11 protein-coding genes and 1 pseudogene are annotated in these 14,126 nt (G+C 62.9%); 9 read left to right on the top strand and 3 right to left on the bottom strand.

Features of this window, described 5'->3' with window-relative positions; genetic code table 11:
- Positions 1–479: recombinase family protein (locus ACH2CW_RS01400; RefSeq protein WP_395055060.1), on the bottom strand; the 479-nt coding region annotated here is incomplete at its 3' end.
- A 33-nt stretch (positions 480–512) separates the two neighbouring features.
- On the opposite strand from ACH2CW_RS01400, the pseudogene ACH2CW_RS01395 reads away from it, so the two are divergent.
- Positions 513–626: pseudogene (locus ACH2CW_RS01395) on the top strand (exodeoxyribonuclease III); the annotation flags it as partial.
- Positions 627–730: 104 nt separating this feature from the next.
- On the opposite strand, the gene ACH2CW_RS01390 reads toward ACH2CW_RS01395, so the two are convergent.
- Positions 731–4,984 (bottom strand): PAS domain S-box protein, encoded by a 4,254-nt coding sequence (locus ACH2CW_RS01390; RefSeq protein ID WP_395055059.1) that lies wholly within the window; start codon positions 4,982–4,984, stop codon positions 731–733.
- 236 nt (positions 4,985–5,220) lie between these two features.
- Between ACH2CW_RS01390 and atzF the strand changes: the two genes are divergently transcribed.
- From atzF to ACH2CW_RS01350, 8 genes are read left to right on the top strand one after another with little or no spacing between them, the layout of a single operon-like run.
- On the top strand, positions 5,221–6,936 hold the full coding sequence (atzF, locus tag ACH2CW_RS01385; protein WP_395055058.1) for an allophanate hydrolase: 1,716 nt from the start codon (positions 5,221–5,223) through the stop codon (positions 6,934–6,936).
- Positions 6,937–6,984: 48 nt separating this feature from the next.
- Positions 6,985–7,992: an ABC transporter substrate-binding protein gene (locus ACH2CW_RS01380; protein WP_395055057.1), complete on the top strand. Its 1,008-nt coding sequence runs from the start codon at positions 6,985–6,987 to the stop codon at positions 7,990–7,992.
- Positions 7,993–7,997: 5 nt separating this feature from the next.
- Positions 7,998–8,834 carry an ABC transporter permease gene (locus ACH2CW_RS01375; protein WP_395055056.1) on the top strand — a complete coding sequence of 279 codons (837 nt, stop codon included), beginning with the start codon at positions 7,998–8,000 and terminating at the stop codon, positions 8,832–8,834.
- A gap of 2 nt (positions 8,835–8,836) precedes the next feature.
- Entirely contained in the window at positions 8,837–9,658 is an 822-nt protein-coding gene (locus ACH2CW_RS01370) for an ABC transporter ATP-binding protein (protein ID WP_395055055.1), read from the top strand.
- A gap of 16 nt (positions 9,659–9,674) precedes the next feature.
- Complete coding sequence (locus tag ACH2CW_RS01365) at positions 9,675–9,896, top strand: DUF4089 domain-containing protein (RefSeq protein WP_395055054.1); 222 nt, start codon at positions 9,675–9,677, stop codon at positions 9,894–9,896.
- A complete protein-coding gene (locus ACH2CW_RS01360) occupies positions 9,893–11,290 on the top strand; it encodes an AtzE family amidohydrolase (protein WP_395055053.1) in 1,398 nt (465 codons plus the stop codon). The genes ACH2CW_RS01365 and ACH2CW_RS01360 overlap by 4 nt, the downstream gene beginning before the upstream one ends.
- Before the next feature lie 4 nt (positions 11,291–11,294).
- Positions 11,295–11,681 (top strand): oxalurate catabolism protein HpxZ, encoded by a 387-nt coding sequence (gene hpxZ, locus ACH2CW_RS01355; RefSeq protein WP_395055052.1) that lies wholly within the window; start codon positions 11,295–11,297, stop codon positions 11,679–11,681.
- Positions 11,682–11,714: 33 nt separating this feature from the next.
- A complete protein-coding gene (locus tag ACH2CW_RS01350) occupies positions 11,715–12,452 on the top strand; it encodes a GntR family transcriptional regulator (RefSeq protein WP_395055051.1) in 738 nt (245 codons plus the stop codon).
- Positions 12,453–12,482: 30 nt separating this feature from the next.
- Here ACH2CW_RS01350 and ACH2CW_RS01345 read toward each other — a convergent pair whose 3' ends face one another.
- A complete protein-coding gene (locus ACH2CW_RS01345) occupies positions 12,483–14,099 on the bottom strand; it encodes an MFS transporter (protein WP_395055050.1) in 1,617 nt (538 codons plus the stop codon).
- Between the last annotated feature and the right edge of the window lie 27 nt (positions 14,100–14,126).

Raw genomic sequence — 14,126 nt, 5'->3', positions numbered from 1 at the left:
TTGAGTACAGCCGCTCTAACTCGTTTCGCTTTCGTTGCCGACTCTTCATGTGCCCTTGAAAACAAAAGTACCGACATCATGAAATTCATCATGTCTTTAATCGTCTCTTCGTTCCATTCCTTGCCGTCAATCATGGAGACCACGCGCACACCTGCAACCACGATTGATGTCAATAAACCGATTGCTTCGTGAATTGCGGAGCGAGAAAGTCGGTCCAGGCTTTCGACCAGCAGAATGGAGCCGCGTGGTATCCGCCCCGCTTTGGCTGCTGTCAGGAAAACCGCCAGTGCACCGTCTGACGCATTTTTGCCCTCAAACGCGGACACTCCTAAATCTGATATGACCAAATCTTCGTCGAGGACATACCCGTTTTCAGCACACCAAGCGCGTGCCGACGCACTTTGCCGTTCTAAGCTATGCCCTGACGCTTGCCTGCCGGACGAAAACCGACGATAGGAATAGACACGAGTTTCATTCATGCCCAATTATTGCAGGTTAAATGTGCGAGTTTCTACCACCTGGCGACGCCGGCCCTGGCGGCACTGGCCAAAAGCGAAACCATCTACAAGGCGCAGCGCTTCTCCGACCACGCGCCCATCACCGTCGATTACGACCTGAGTCTGTAACACCAGGGCCGATCAAAGCAATCCGGCTTGCGGTGATCGCCGACAGCCTCACCCGTGACACCCGCAGACAGGGGCAACGGGCGCGCAAGGACATCTGCAACTGCTCAGTGAAAGCTGACCGGCTCTTGCCACAGCGTGAAATAGAAGGTAGCGCCCTCGTTCAACTTGCTCTCCGCCCAGACACGCCCCCCGTGCCGCTCAACAACGCGCTTCACATTGGCCAGTCCCACGCCGGTGCCCGCAAAGTCCGTGGGGGAGTGCAGTCGCTGGAACACGCCGAACAGCTTCTCGGCGTACGCCATGTCAAATCCGGCGCCATTGTCCCTGACGAAATAAACCGTCTGCCCATCAGCTGCAGCCTCGCTTCCGACTTCAATTCTGGCGGCTTCCTGCCTGGCGCTGTATTTCCAGGCATTGCCCAGCAGGTTTTGCAAGACCACTGACAGCAGCACGGCATCGCCCCGAACCAGCAGCCCGTCCTGAACCTGCACATGCACCTGGCGCTCGGGCTCCTGCTCCCTGCATTCCTGCTCGATCCGCCTGGCAATGCCCGAGAGGTCTACCATCTCCAACCGCAGCGGATCTCGCGAGAGCTTGGCAAGCGACAGCAGGCCGTCAATCAGATCGCCCATCTGCCGGGTGCCCGCGCGGATGCGACGCAGGCAGTGTTTGCCTTTGTCGTCCAAATGGTCGGCATGTCTGCTCAGCAGCATCTGACCGAAGCCGTTGATGGTGTTCAGTGGCGAGCGCAGATCGTGCGACACAGAATAGGAGAACGCTTCCAGTTCCCGGTTGGCGGATTCGAGCTGCGCGGTGCGCTGCTGCACGCGTCCTTCCAGCTCGGCATTGAGTTGAAGAATTTTTTCCTCTGCCCGCTTGCGCTCGGTGATGTCACGCTCCACCGCCACAAAATACGTGGGGCTGCCCTGGGCATCCGCAATCGGAACAATTTCAATTTCCACCCAGTAAGCAACACCGGCCTTGGTGTAGTTGATCAGTTCTGCCCGCACGGGCTTCCCCTTTTGAAGGGCTGCACGGATGCGGTCCAATTCAGCGCGCTCGGTTTCAGGGCCCTGAAGCATGCGGGGCGACTTTCCTCTGACCTCGTCCCGCGTGTAGCCCGTCTGACGCTCAAACGCATTATTGACAAACACGATCTGGAGCCCCGACTCATCAAGCGGGGCTGCCTCTGTAATCAGGACACTATCGTTCAAATGCGACACAGCGGTTTGCAAAAGCAGCAACTGCTCGGCGGCCTTGCGCTTTTGCGTGATGTCCTGAAAGTACACCCCCAGACCCTCGTCAGTGGGATAGACGTGAAACTCGAACCATGCCTTCGACGGTGGATAAAACCACTCGAAACTCTTGGTCTGTTGCTCGGCCACGGCGCTGCGGTAGCTGTGCTCGGCCACGGTGCCCAGAATCTGGGGAAACTCCCGCCACACATTCTTGCCCAACAGGTCGTCGCGCCCACCCCCCAAGGTCTGGGCGGCCCGTCCGTTGACGAAAACAAAGTTCCAGTCGTGGTCCAGAAGAAAAAACGCGTCGCTGATGCTCTCCAGCGTGGTCGCCAACCGGCCCGCCATGGTTCGCGCGCGAAGCTCCGTCTGCTTCTGCAGGTCGATGTCCTGAAACGCGCCTTGGACCTGGACGATGGCACCGGATGGGTCTCTGACCGCCTCACCTAGCGCCCTGACCCAAACCCTGCGGCCCCTCCCGGTGATGATCTGCAGTTCTGTATCAAAAGGTGTGCCGTTCTGGACGCAGTTTGTGAAGAGCTCCCGTATGGTGGCCTGGTGTTCGGGCGCGTACAGGTTGAGCCCCTCTTCGACGCTGGGGGTTGCGCCGTGCGGGAAGTCATGAATGGCGTACACCTCATCCGACCAGGTCAGTCGTTGATCGGCCAGGTCCACCTGCCACGCCCCATGCCGGCTGACGCGCGACGCCATGCTGAGCAGGCGCTGTGCTTGGCGCAGCGCCTCTTCGGCTTCCCGCTGCTGGGTGATGTCCTCCGCGATAGCCGCGCGAGCAACGGTCTGCCCGCTGGCGTCGCGCAGTGCCGACACGCTGGACCGGATCCAGACGACGCGCGCGTCCTTGACCACAAACCGTCTTTCTGAGATGTAGCTGTCGAGTTGACCCCCTTCCAGCGCACGCATTGCGTCGCTGTACTTGTTCCGGTCATCCGGGTGGATGAAAGACTTGATGTCCAGCCCGTAAAGCTCTTCTGCCGTGTAGCCAAACATCCGGCAGTAGGCGGCATTGACTTCAACATACTTGCCGTCCAGGCTGGTGATCGTCATGCCGGTGGCCGCCGCTGCAAAGGTATCCCTGAAGCGCTGATCGCTGGCGCGAAGCGCAGCGTCTTTCATGTCACGCTCCAAGGCGAGCCCGATGACATTGGCGGCGCGCTGGGCCAGCACCATGTCCTCCGGATCAGGCGCATGGGGTTCGCGGTGATACACCGCAAAGGTCGCCAGCACCCGGCCCGTGGGGTCCTGCACCGGCAGCGACCAGCAGGCGCGCAGGCCGTGCTGGCCTGCCAGGTCGCGGTAGTCTGCCCACAAGGGGTCCGACGCGATGTCCGACACAACCACAGGCGCCCGCCGGTAAGCGGCTGTGCCGCACGAACCTGCGCAAGGGCCAACCGGCAGGCCGTCGAGTGCCTGATGGAAGGCCTGCGGCAAGGCGGGTCCCACACTCAGCCGAAGGCGGGTGCCGTCGGCGCTGAGAAGATTGACGCTGGTCAGCGCCCCCGGAAGAATGGTTTCCAGGCCGCTCAGAACTTCTTCAAGTACCGTCTCCAGAGGCAAGCCCAGCGACAAGGCCTTGAGTGCGCGTGCCTCCGACACCAGCAGACGCTCATTGCGCACAAGGTCGGTGATGTCCTGTACGGTGCCGGACAGCACCTCCCGGCCCTGACCGTTAACACGCTTTTCCCCCAACTCGTGCACCCAACGCACCCGTCCGGTACCCGTGACAATGCGGTGCTTGATATCAAGTCCAGCCTTGCCCGCAAAGAAGTTACTTCGCGCCTCTTCACAAAGTTCACGATCTTCGGAAAAAATATGGTCTGACAGACTCTGCAGCGTCAGCGTCAAGGACTTCGGTGTCTGTTCAAAAATGGCGTAAGTCTGATCGGACCACCAAAGCCGGCGAGTCGCCGGAACAAACTCCCAGTTACCTATATGTCCAATGCGCTGGGCGGTCAGCAGCCGGTCTTGTGCTTCCCGCAGTTCGGCCTCGCTGCTGTCTCGCTCAACCTGGCGCAATTTCAAAACTCCGGCGAGCCTGTGGAATGCGGAGGACAAGGCCCCGATCTCATCGGTGTTTTTGTCTGGGGCCCCGGCGTGAGCAGCGTCCTTACCCGCAAGCTCGTTGATGTCGGTCAGCAAACGTCGGGTGGGCAACACCAGCGTTTTGTTGCCAATCCACCGGGCAGCGGCGATACCCAAGGTGGCCCACAGGATGAACAGGAGAAGCAACACGATCAGTTCGCGCCTGGCAGGCGCGGTCACCGCCTCTCGCGCTACGCTGGCGATGATGAAAAAACCGGGCTGGCTGCCAGCGCCGACGGCAGCCACCGCGTAAAGCCGTTCGATTCCGTTGGCGTCGCTGGCTTCGATCGTGCCGGACGGCAGGGTTTTCATCGCACTGTAAAGCGCCGCGTCAGAATATTGACTGCCAACGCGATCGCTCTGCGAGATATCGGTTGCCAGAATCCTGCCCTTGCGGTCGGTGAGTGTCAGGCTGACATGCGGGGGAGTCGCTATTCGCAGATTAATCGCCAGTTGCTCGATATCCAGCGCAGCGAATGCCACGCCTTTGAGGGCGCCTTGGTTATCCAACACAGGCATGCCAAAGTTGACCGACGCGCGGCCGGTAATACGCCCTATTTGGTATTCGCCAATGACAAAGGAGCGCGCCGCAAGGGCCAGCTGAAAGTAAGCCCGGTCCGCGAAATTTTGCGAAGAAGTCCTGTTCAATGCGTCGCACAGCAGGTTTCCTTCGGCATCAAGAAAGCCGACATTGGCGTAGTTCTGGTAAGTGCTGCGGATATTGCCTAAAAATTCGATGCACAGCGTGGTCAGGCCACTGCTCTTCAAGGAAGGGCCGCTGGTGATGACGCCTAATAATTGCCGCGCCCCCTCGACCGTACGCTCAGTCCCGAGTGCTGACAGCTGGGCCACCGTCTGCAAGTTGCTGCTCGCCTGGGACAATCTCTCGTCCTGGTTTTTTACCGACGCGTAGATGAGAAATCCAAAGACCGGCAACAGCGCCACGATCAGGATCACAACCAGACGGTTATGCAGCCCCATTTTCCGCATCGCCAACCCGTTTGTTTCGCCTGGTTTCATAAACCTCACCTCCAAGACATTGCTTTGTTGCGAAAGCGGGGCACGGGCTTACTTTGTTCAGTACGCTGGGTACGCTGCTTGGTACGCAAGTGACGTGTTGCCACCCATGACGAATTGTGTCAGATGTAAGTAAGAAGAAGTCATCGGCCGCTGCCAACCGACCAGGATCACCTGGCACGCCCCTTGCATCTCATCTTGTACACAAGTATGGATGCTTTAAATTGGTGCGCCCCGTCATGACTCTCGATTCCGCCAAATGCGACCCAGCCTGGGCGGATGAGGCCTGGATCCACAAACCGGCGCAAGCTGTCCGGCCGGCTGCCGATGCGGTGGGCACCGGACCACTCGCGGGGCTGCGTTTTGCCGTCAAGGACAACATGGATGCTGCCGGCCTGCCCACCACGGCGGCCTGCCCGGCCTTTGCCTACACGCCATCAGCCCACGCCGCTGTTGTGCAGAAGCTGCTCGATGCTGGTGCACAGCTCGCCGGCAAAACCAACCTCGACCAGTTTGCCTGCGGTCTGAACGGGACGCGCTCGCCATTTGGCGCCGTGCCCAATGCGATCAACCCGCTGTATGTCTGCGGTGGCTCCAGCTCAGGCTCGGCCTATGTGGTGGCGACCGGTCAGGTGGACTTTTCGCTGGGCACCGACACGGCTGGTTCCGGCCGTGTGCCAGCCGGCCTGAACAACATCGTCGGCCTGAAGCCCTCTCGCGGCCTGATCAGTGCGCGTGGCGTGGTGCCCGCCGCACAAAGCGTGGACTGCGTGTCCATCTTTGCGCGCACCGTCGCGACCGCCGTGCGTGTGCTGGAAAGTGCGATGGGTCACGACCCGCTGGACGCGTACTCGCGCAAACTGAAGATGGCCAGCCAGCCTTTCAACGCCGCCTTCCGTTTTGGCGTGCCGTCGGCGCTTGAGTTTTACGGCGACACGGCGGCCGAAGCGGCTTTCGGTGACGCAATCAACCGGCTGCAGGCCATGGGCGGTACCGCCGTCCCCGTCGATTTCCGCCCGCTCGCGGAAGTCGCGTCACTGCTGTACGAAAGTGCGCTGGTCGCCGAGCGTTACACCGCCATCCGCAGTTTCTTCGATACCCATGAAGGTGATGTCGTCGAGCCGGTCCGCAGCATCATTGCCGCCGGCCGCAACTACAGCGCTGCCGATCTTTACGCGGTGCAGACGCGCGTCAAACTGCTGGGCCAGCAGGCCGACGCCATGTGGGGCGACATGGATGTGTTGCTGGTGCCGACCGCACCCACGCATTACACGATTGCGCAGATGCAGCAGGACCCGGTGGCGCTGAACCGCAACCTGGGGGCCTACACCAACTTCGTGAATCTGCTCGACCAGGCAGCGCTGTCGGTGCCCAGTTCGATACGGGCAGACGGTCTGCCGTTTGGCATCACCCTGATCGGCCCCTGCAGCAGCGACTGGCAACTGGCTGATCTCGGCCAGCGTTACCACCACCAGACGGGCTTGCTGCTGGGCGCTACCGGCATGCCTTTGCCCTCGATGGTGCCCATCACCGGCCTGCGTCCCCGCGCGACGGTGCGGGTCGCCGTGGTGGGCGCGCACCTGTCGGGCATGCCGCTCAACAGTCAACTGACCGAACGCGGCGCCACGCTGGTTGGCAGCACTGAAACCGCGGCCCATTACCGGCTGTATGCCTTGCCGGGCACCACGCCACCCAAACCCGGCCTGCTGCGTGTGGCGTCCAACCAGGGCGTGCGGATCGCACTTGAAATCTGGGACATGCCACTGACCGAGTACGGCTCGTTTGTCGCGCTGATTCCCGCGCCGCTCGGCATTGGCACGCTGGAACTGACTGACGGCAGCAGCGTGCAGGGGTTTGTCTGCGAGGCCCAGGCGCTGCAGAGCGGTGCCCGTGACATTTCCCACCTCGGCGGCTGGCGTGCCTATATCCAGTCACTCAACCCGCTGGCGGCCTGAGCCTTTCGACACGTCCTCTACCCACCCTTTCTCACCCAAGGAGTTCCCATGAGCATTCCCAGCACAACCTTCCTCGCCACCGCCACCCGCAGAAAAGCCCTGGTCACAGGCGCCAGCCTGCTGGGCGTGCTGGGCATGCCCGCCATCGTGCGTGCCCAGGCCGCGCCAAAAGTGCGTATCGGCTACTGGCCGATTGCCGCTGGTCTGCCGTTTTACGCGGCGATCGAACTGGGCTACTTCAAGGAAGCCGGCCTGGACGTGGAGCCGCTCAAGTTTGCCGGCGCGCAGCAGGTCATGGAAGCCGTGCTCTCGGGCCGCTCCGATGGCACGGCCAACGGCACCGGCTCGGCCAACATCGCCATTGGCGAGCTGGCCCAGCCCGGCACCTTCAAGATTTTCTGCGCCAACCCGAGCAATGTGAAAAACGTACTCGATGAAGTCATCGTGCCTGTGGCCAGCCCGGCCAAGGTGATGGCCGATCTCAAGGGCAAGCGCATCGGCTCTGGGCCGGGCATCCAGAACGTGACCCTGGCCAAGACCGTGGTGGAACGCGGCGGTGCCATCGGCGCCACCGTGGTCGAGCTGCCGATTGGCCAGCATGTGGCCGCGCTCGCGGCGGGTCAGATTGACGGTGCCTACACGCTGGAGCCCACCGGCACCATTGGCCGAATGAACGGCACCACGCGTGTGCTTGAAGCCGGTGTGATCTCACGCTATGTGCTCGGTGACAACATGGCGCCATGGTTTGGCGGCTCGGCCTCGCTGTCTTCGGATTTCATCAAGAAGAATCCGGACGCCACCAAAAAGTTCGTGGCGGCCTACGGCAAGGGCGTGGCCTATGTGCGCAGCAAGCCGGTCGAGGCGCGGCAGTATCTCAAGGGCTACACGCCCATCGAAGGTGCGCTGACCGCCGAGGTGCCGCTGGCGGCCTACATGATGTACAACGAGTTCAAGCCGGCCGACGTTGCGCACTTCCAGAAGTTCTTCGACCTGTTCTCGGAAAAGGGCATCTTCAGTTCGCGCCTCATGGTGGACACCATGCTCTACAAGGGCTGAACCCGATGACCACCACCTCTGCAGCGGCAGCGCCCGCCAAACCCTGGGCACCGCCCGCGACGGTGCCGGCAGCCACGGTGCAGCGCAAGCCCGCGCTGGACCGGGCGCTGCCCTTCATCGGCCCGGTGGTGCTCTTCATCATCTGGGATCTGGCGGTGCGTTTCGGTTTCATCAAGGCCATTTTGCTGCCGCCGCCGCTCGATGCCTTGGGCGCGCTGGTCAACGGCCTGGCCGGCGGACCGCTGCTGAAGGACTTTGCGGTCACGGTATGGCGCACGGTGCAGGCTTTCATGATTGCTGCGGCCGTCGGCATGCCGCTGGGCGTAGTGCTGGGCAGCAACGAGAAGGCTTACCGCAGCGTCGAGTTCCTGATCGACTTCTTCCGGTCCACGCCGTCGTCAGCATTGATCCCGCTGTTCCTGATGATTTTCGGCGTGTCCGACATCAACAAGGTGGCCATCGCCGCTTTCGGTGCGCTGCTGATCGTGATCTTCAACAGCGCCTACGGTGTGATCAATGCGCGCAAGCAGCGGGTGATGGCCGCCAAAGTGATGGGCGCCTCGCGCTGGCAGGTGTTCAAGGATGTGCTGATCTGGGAAAGCCTGCAGCCGAGTTTTGTCGGCCTGCGTTCTGCCGTGTCGATGGCACTGGTGATCGTGATCGTCGCCGAGATGTTCATCGGGGCAGATAGCGGCCTGGGCAATCGCATCATCAACTCGCAGCAGGTCATGAACGTCAAGGACATGTATGCGTCCATTCTGGCAGCGGGTGTGCTGGGGTATGCGCTCAACGTCTTATTCCTGGTTCTCGAGCGCCGCATTGTTCATTGGAGTGGAAGGTAGCCATGACTGAAGTTCTTAACGCCCCAGTGTTCGCCGATGTGCCTGTGCGCGAGTTCCAGCCCGGTCCGGCTGGCACACACATCACGATTCGTGGCCTGACCAAGTATTTCGCCGGCTGGCCGCTTTACGAGGATTTCAACCTCGACATCCCGAAACACAAGATCGTCTCCGTGTTCGGCCCCAACGGGTGCGGAAAGTCCACACTGATCAACATGATCGCGGGCCTGGTGCCCATCGACGCTGGCGAAATTTTGTTCGATGGCAAGTCGCTCAAGGACACCAAGATCGGCTATGTGTTCCAGAACTACCGCGAAGCGATGTTCCCGTGGATGCGCACCATCGACAACATCGCCTACCCGCTCAAGCTTGAAGGCAAGTCCAAGGCCGAGGTAGACAGGCGCATGGCGGAGCTGGTCGCGTCCTTTGACGTCAAGTTCGACCTGAACCGCTACCCCTATGAACTCTCCGGTGGCCAGCAGCAGACCGCCTCCATCATGCGGTCGCTGGCCAACAACCCTGAGGTACTGTTCCTGGACGAACCGTTTTCGGCGCTCGACTTCGAGATGACCCTGTTTATCCGCGAGAAGCTGCAGGAAGTGTTCATGCAGACCGGCACCACCATGCTGCTGGTGTCCCACGATCTGGAAGAAGCGGTTTACCTCGCTGACCAGGTGCTGCTGCTGACCAAGCGGCCGACCCGTGTCGCCGAGATCCTGCCTTACGACGATGCCCGACCACGCACGTTGGAGACGCTGTCCGAGCCGGGCTTCATCAGCACCAAGAAGCTGAGCCTGGAAATTTTTCAGCGCGAAGTGCGGCGCTGAATCCTCTGGAGAAACCATGGACGACGCAAAAATAGCGGCCTATGTCGGTAGCACGGCTTCCGTGCTGGAGCTGCCGCTGCCGCCGGAGCGCGCGGCGCGGGTGGTTGCCCACCTCCAGCGCACCGCCGCCATGGCCGCGCTGCTGGATACCGCGCCGCTCGTGCCGCACGACGAACCCGCCGAAATTTACAGTCCGGCAGCCTTTCCGCCCATGGATGACAAGCGCAGCCAGCTATGAAAATCATAGCGTTTGATGCTTCTGCCATGGCCGTTGCGGTGGCCGCGGGGGAAGTCAGTGCGCGCGAGTTGGTGGATGCCAGCCTGGCGCACATTGCAGCCACCGACGGCCAGGTCAATGCCTTCACCGAAACCACTGCGGCCCGCGCCCGCGCAGAGGCCGACGCGGTGGACGCGCAGCGGGCCCGCGGCGAGACCCTTGGCTCGCTGGCCGGCGTGCCTTATGCGGTCAAGAACCTGTTTGACATCGAGGGCCTGACCACCCTGGCTGGCTCGAAGGTCAACCAGGGCCTGCCGGCAGCGCCGGCCGACGCGGTGCTGGTCACGCAAATGAAAACCGCTGGCGCGGTGCTGGTGGGCGCACTCAACATGGACGAATACGCCTACGGCTTCACCACCGAGAACACACACTACGGGCCCTGCCACAACCCGCACGACCTGACGCGGGTTGCCGGCGGGTCCTCGGGCGGCTCGGGTGCAGCGGTCGCGGCCGGGCAGGTGCCGGTGACGCTGGGCTCCGACACCAACGGCTCCATCCGTGTGCCTTCTTCGCTGTGCGGCGTCTGGGGTCTCAAACCCACCTTCGGCCGCCTGTCGCGCCGCGGCACCTACCCCTTCGTGCACAGCATTGACCACCTTGGGCCGATGGCCAGCAGCCTGGCCGGCCTGGGCCTGGCCTACGACGCGTTGCAACGGCCCGATCCGCTGGATCCGGGCTGCCATGCGCTGCATGTGCAACCGGTGTCGCCGAGCCTGCACAAGGGAACGGCCGGCCTGCGCATCGGCGTGCTCGGCGCTTACTTTCAGGACAACGCCGGACCTGAAGCCCGCGAGGCGGTGGCGCTGGCAGGCCGTACCCTGGGCGCGCAGTCAGAGGTGTTGTGGCCCGACGCCGCGCTGGCGCGTGCAGCGGCCTTCATCATCACCGCGAGTGAAGGCGGCAGCCTGCACCTGGGCGATCTGCGCACGCGTGCCGACGACTTCGAGCCGCTGTCAGTGGACCGCTTCATCGCCGGCGCCTTGCAGCCGGTGGACTGGTACCTGCGCGCGCAGCGCTTTCGCCGGGTTTACCGCGACAAGGTCAACACCCTGTTCAAGGACTGGGATGTGTTGCTCACGCCAGCCACGCCGGTCAGTGCCACCGTGATCGGCACCGAGTGGCTGGAACTCAACGGCGTGCGCCAGCCGTGTCGCGCCGCCATGGGCCTGCTGACCCAACCGATCTCTTTTGCCGGCTGCCCGGTGGTCACTGCGCCGATGTGGCCGGCCGGCACCAGCGGGTTGCCGATAGGTGTGCAAATCATTGCCGCGCCCTGGCGCGAGGACTTGGCCTTTCGCGCTGCCCAGATGCTGGTCAACGCCGGCGTCGCCCACATTCAACCCGTCACCCTGTGAATCCATGAACCCCGCACTTGCCATCAATCTTCCCGCGGTCCTGGCTGAAGTCACGGCCGCGTTTGCGCGTTACGAAGACGCGCTGGTCAACAACAAGGTGGCGGTGCTCGACGAGTTGTTCTGGAACAGCCCGCACACCCTGCGTTATGGCGCAACGGAAAACCTCTACGGCTACGCCGCGATCTGCGACTTCCGCGCCGGGCGGCCGGCGCAGGGGCTGCAGCGCAGCCTGATAAAAACCGTGATCACCACCTATGGCGCCGACATGGCGACCGCCAACGTCGAGTTCGAGCGCGTCGGCAGCGCCAAAACCGGCCGGCAAAGCCAGACCTGGATGCGCACGCCCGAGGGCTGGCGCGTGGTCGCTGCCCACGTGAGTCTTCTTGCATAACGACCGGCCAGCCATGACTATGATGGCCATCTCATGAACAGCCTTCTGCCCCTCTTGAATCCAGCGTCCTGCGGCGAAGGGAAAGCGCCGCGCTTTTCCCGCGCCGATGAAGTGTATGAACAACTCAAACGCAACATCTCCGAGTTCAAGCTGGTGCCGGGAGATCGTTTTACCGAAACTGAAATCAGCGAACGCCTGGGCGTGTCGCGTACGCCGGTGCGCCAGGCGCTGTTCAAGCTGCAGCAGGAAGGTTTTGTCGAGGTGCTGTTTCGCAGCGGCTGGCGCGTTTTGCCTTTCGATTTCAACCAGTTTGAAGAGCTGTATGACCTGCGTATGGTGCTGGAGACCACGGCGGCGCACCGGCTTTGCGAAGACGTCCTGAAAGTCAACCCGGCGGTGCTGGATGAGCTCGCGGCCATCTGGCTGGTGAGCCCGGAGCAGCGCAGCAGCGACACCGTGCAGGTCGCGCAATGGGACGAGGCCTTTCACTGCGCGCTGGTGACTGCGGCCGGCAATGCCGAAATGGCGCGGGTACACCGCGACGTGACCGAGCGCATACGCGTGATCCGCCGGCTCGACTTCACCAAACAGCCGCGCATCGACGCTACCTACGAGGAGCACGCCAAGATCCTCAAGGCGATCCAGCGCAAGCGCGGCGACCAGGCCGCCCTGCTGCTGCGTTCACACATCCAGTCCAGCCAGGCCGAGGTGCGCAAGATCACCTTGCATCAGGTGCATCTGGCGCGGCAAATGGGGGCCGGCGCTGGCTGAAGTATCCCCAGGCGAGTGGCTCCCAGGAGCCTAGCCTTCCACCACACTGCGTGAAATCACCGGCGGGGTCTCGGGCAGATGAAACGCCAGCTTGCGGTCCCGCAGCGCCACATCGCCGGTGGTCACACGGTCAAAACGCCGCAGGTGTTCGGTCCACGACTCGTCGGTGATCTGCTCGATATAGCGGCCGGGGTCGGAGATATCGCGCAGCAGTTCCCACGCGAGCGCGCCTTGGCGCAGTCGGCTGCGCCGGCTCTCCTGCATGACAGCGCGAAACTCGGCGGCCTTGGCCGGATCGATCTGGTATTCAATGGTGACGCGCACATGCCCGCTCAGCGGTGGCGCGGCCGCACTCGGCGCCTTGAATTCGTGCGAGGGCGTCATGTCCTCCTCGATGCTGCGGTCCTTGAAGAACCACTGGGTCGCGAAGTTCGCCACAGCGCCGGTCAGGGCCGCTATCAGCATGGCGGTCGGCACGCTGCTCACGGTCGCCACCTGGCCCCAGACCGCTGCGCCGGCAGCGCTGGCGCCCATGATGGCCATCTGGAAGATGGACATGCCGCGCGCCCGCACCCAGTCAGGCAGCGCCACCTGGGCCGACACACTCAGGGTGTTGGCGGTGGTCAGCCAGGCAGCGCCGGCCAGCGCCATCGCGGGCGATGCAACATAGATGTTGGGCGCCAGCGCCACCAGCGCGGTGGCACCGGACTGCAGCAGCACGCCGCCCAGCACCAGCGCATCGCGCGACAACCGCTGACGCAGCCGCGGCAGCACAAACACCAGTGCAATCGCCCCCCCACCCATGGACGCCAGCAACAGGGTGAAGGTGCCGGCACCGCCGCCCAGACCGCGCGCCACCAGCGGCAGCAAGGCCAGCAGGGCGGTGGAATGAAAGAAGAACAGCGCCACGCGCAGCAGCACCGCACGCAGGCGCGCCGACTGGCGCACAAACTGCACGCCGACACGCATGGCGCTGATGAGCCGCTCACGCCCCAGCGGGCTGGGCACATGTTCACGGCGCCAGCGCATGATGACAAAGCCGGAGACCAGCGACAACACGGCGTTGAGCACAAACACATATTCGCTGCCGGCACCGGCAATCAGCGCGCCCGCCACCAGCGGCCCGATGATGCGCGAGGCATTCATGGCCAGACCGTTAAGCGCCAGCGCCGCCGGCAACTGCGGGCGCGGCACCAGTTCGGGCACGATGGCGGCAAACACCGGCCAGCGCATGGCCAGTCCCACGCCATTGGCAAAAGTCAGCGCCAGCAGCAAGGGCGCAGTCATGCCGCCCATCACGATGGTGATGCACAGCATGACGGCAACAGCGGCCACCCAGAACTGCGTGATGATGAAGTAGCGCCGCCGGTCCAGGATGTCGGCCAGCGCGCCGCTGGGCAGGCCCAGCAGAAACACCGGCAGGGTCGATGCGGACTGAACCAGCGCCACCCAGATCGGCGAGGTGGTCAGCGAGGTCATCAGCCAGGCCGCCGCCACATCGTTCATCCACATGCAGATGTTGGCCGCCAGCCAGGTGAACCACAACATCCGGAACACCGGCGAGCTCAGCGGCGCCCAAGCCGACAGAGGCGCTTTATCGGACGGGGAGGCAGGAAGCGTGTTGTCGCCGGGGCTGGGTTCTGGCATGCGTTATTGTCCCCAAACTTTCATGCG

Source organism: Polaromonas sp. (genome assembly GCF_043778355.1).
GTDB lineage: Bacteria > Pseudomonadota > Gammaproteobacteria > Burkholderiales > Burkholderiaceae_C > Polaromonas.
This window is presented reverse-complemented; position numbering and strand designations above follow the sequence as displayed.

What these genes read in the sequence shown, in the direction of transcription:
- ACH2CW_RS01365 (WP_395055054.1), top strand. Translation starts at nt 9,675, where the DNA reads ATGGACGACGCAAAAATAGCGGCCTATGTCGGTAGCACGGCTTCCGTG.
- ACH2CW_RS01375 (WP_395055056.1), top strand. Translation starts at nt 7,998, where the DNA reads ATGACCACCACCTCTGCAGCGGCAGCGCCCGCCAAACCCTGGGCACCG.
- ACH2CW_RS01345 (WP_395055050.1), bottom strand. Translation starts at nt 14,099, where the DNA reads ATGCCAGAACCCAGCCCCGGCGACAACACGCTTCCTGCCTCCCCGTCC.
- ACH2CW_RS01350 (WP_395055051.1), top strand. Translation starts at nt 11,715, where the DNA reads ATGAACAGCCTTCTGCCCCTCTTGAATCCAGCGTCCTGCGGCGAAGGG.
- atzF (WP_395055058.1), top strand. Translation starts at nt 5,221, where the DNA reads ATGACTCTCGATTCCGCCAAATGCGACCCAGCCTGGGCGGATGAGGCC.
- ACH2CW_RS01370 (WP_395055055.1), top strand. Translation starts at nt 8,837, where the DNA reads ATGACTGAAGTTCTTAACGCCCCAGTGTTCGCCGATGTGCCTGTGCGC.
- ACH2CW_RS01380 (WP_395055057.1), top strand. Translation starts at nt 6,985, where the DNA reads ATGAGCATTCCCAGCACAACCTTCCTCGCCACCGCCACCCGCAGAAAA.
- ACH2CW_RS01390 (WP_395055059.1), bottom strand. Translation starts at nt 4,984, where the DNA reads ATGAAACCAGGCGAAACAAACGGGTTGGCGATGCGGAAAATGGGGCTG.
- ACH2CW_RS01360 (WP_395055053.1), top strand. Translation starts at nt 9,893, where the DNA reads ATGAAAATCATAGCGTTTGATGCTTCTGCCATGGCCGTTGCGGTGGCC.
- hpxZ (WP_395055052.1), top strand. Translation starts at nt 11,295, where the DNA reads ATGAACCCCGCACTTGCCATCAATCTTCCCGCGGTCCTGGCTGAAGTC.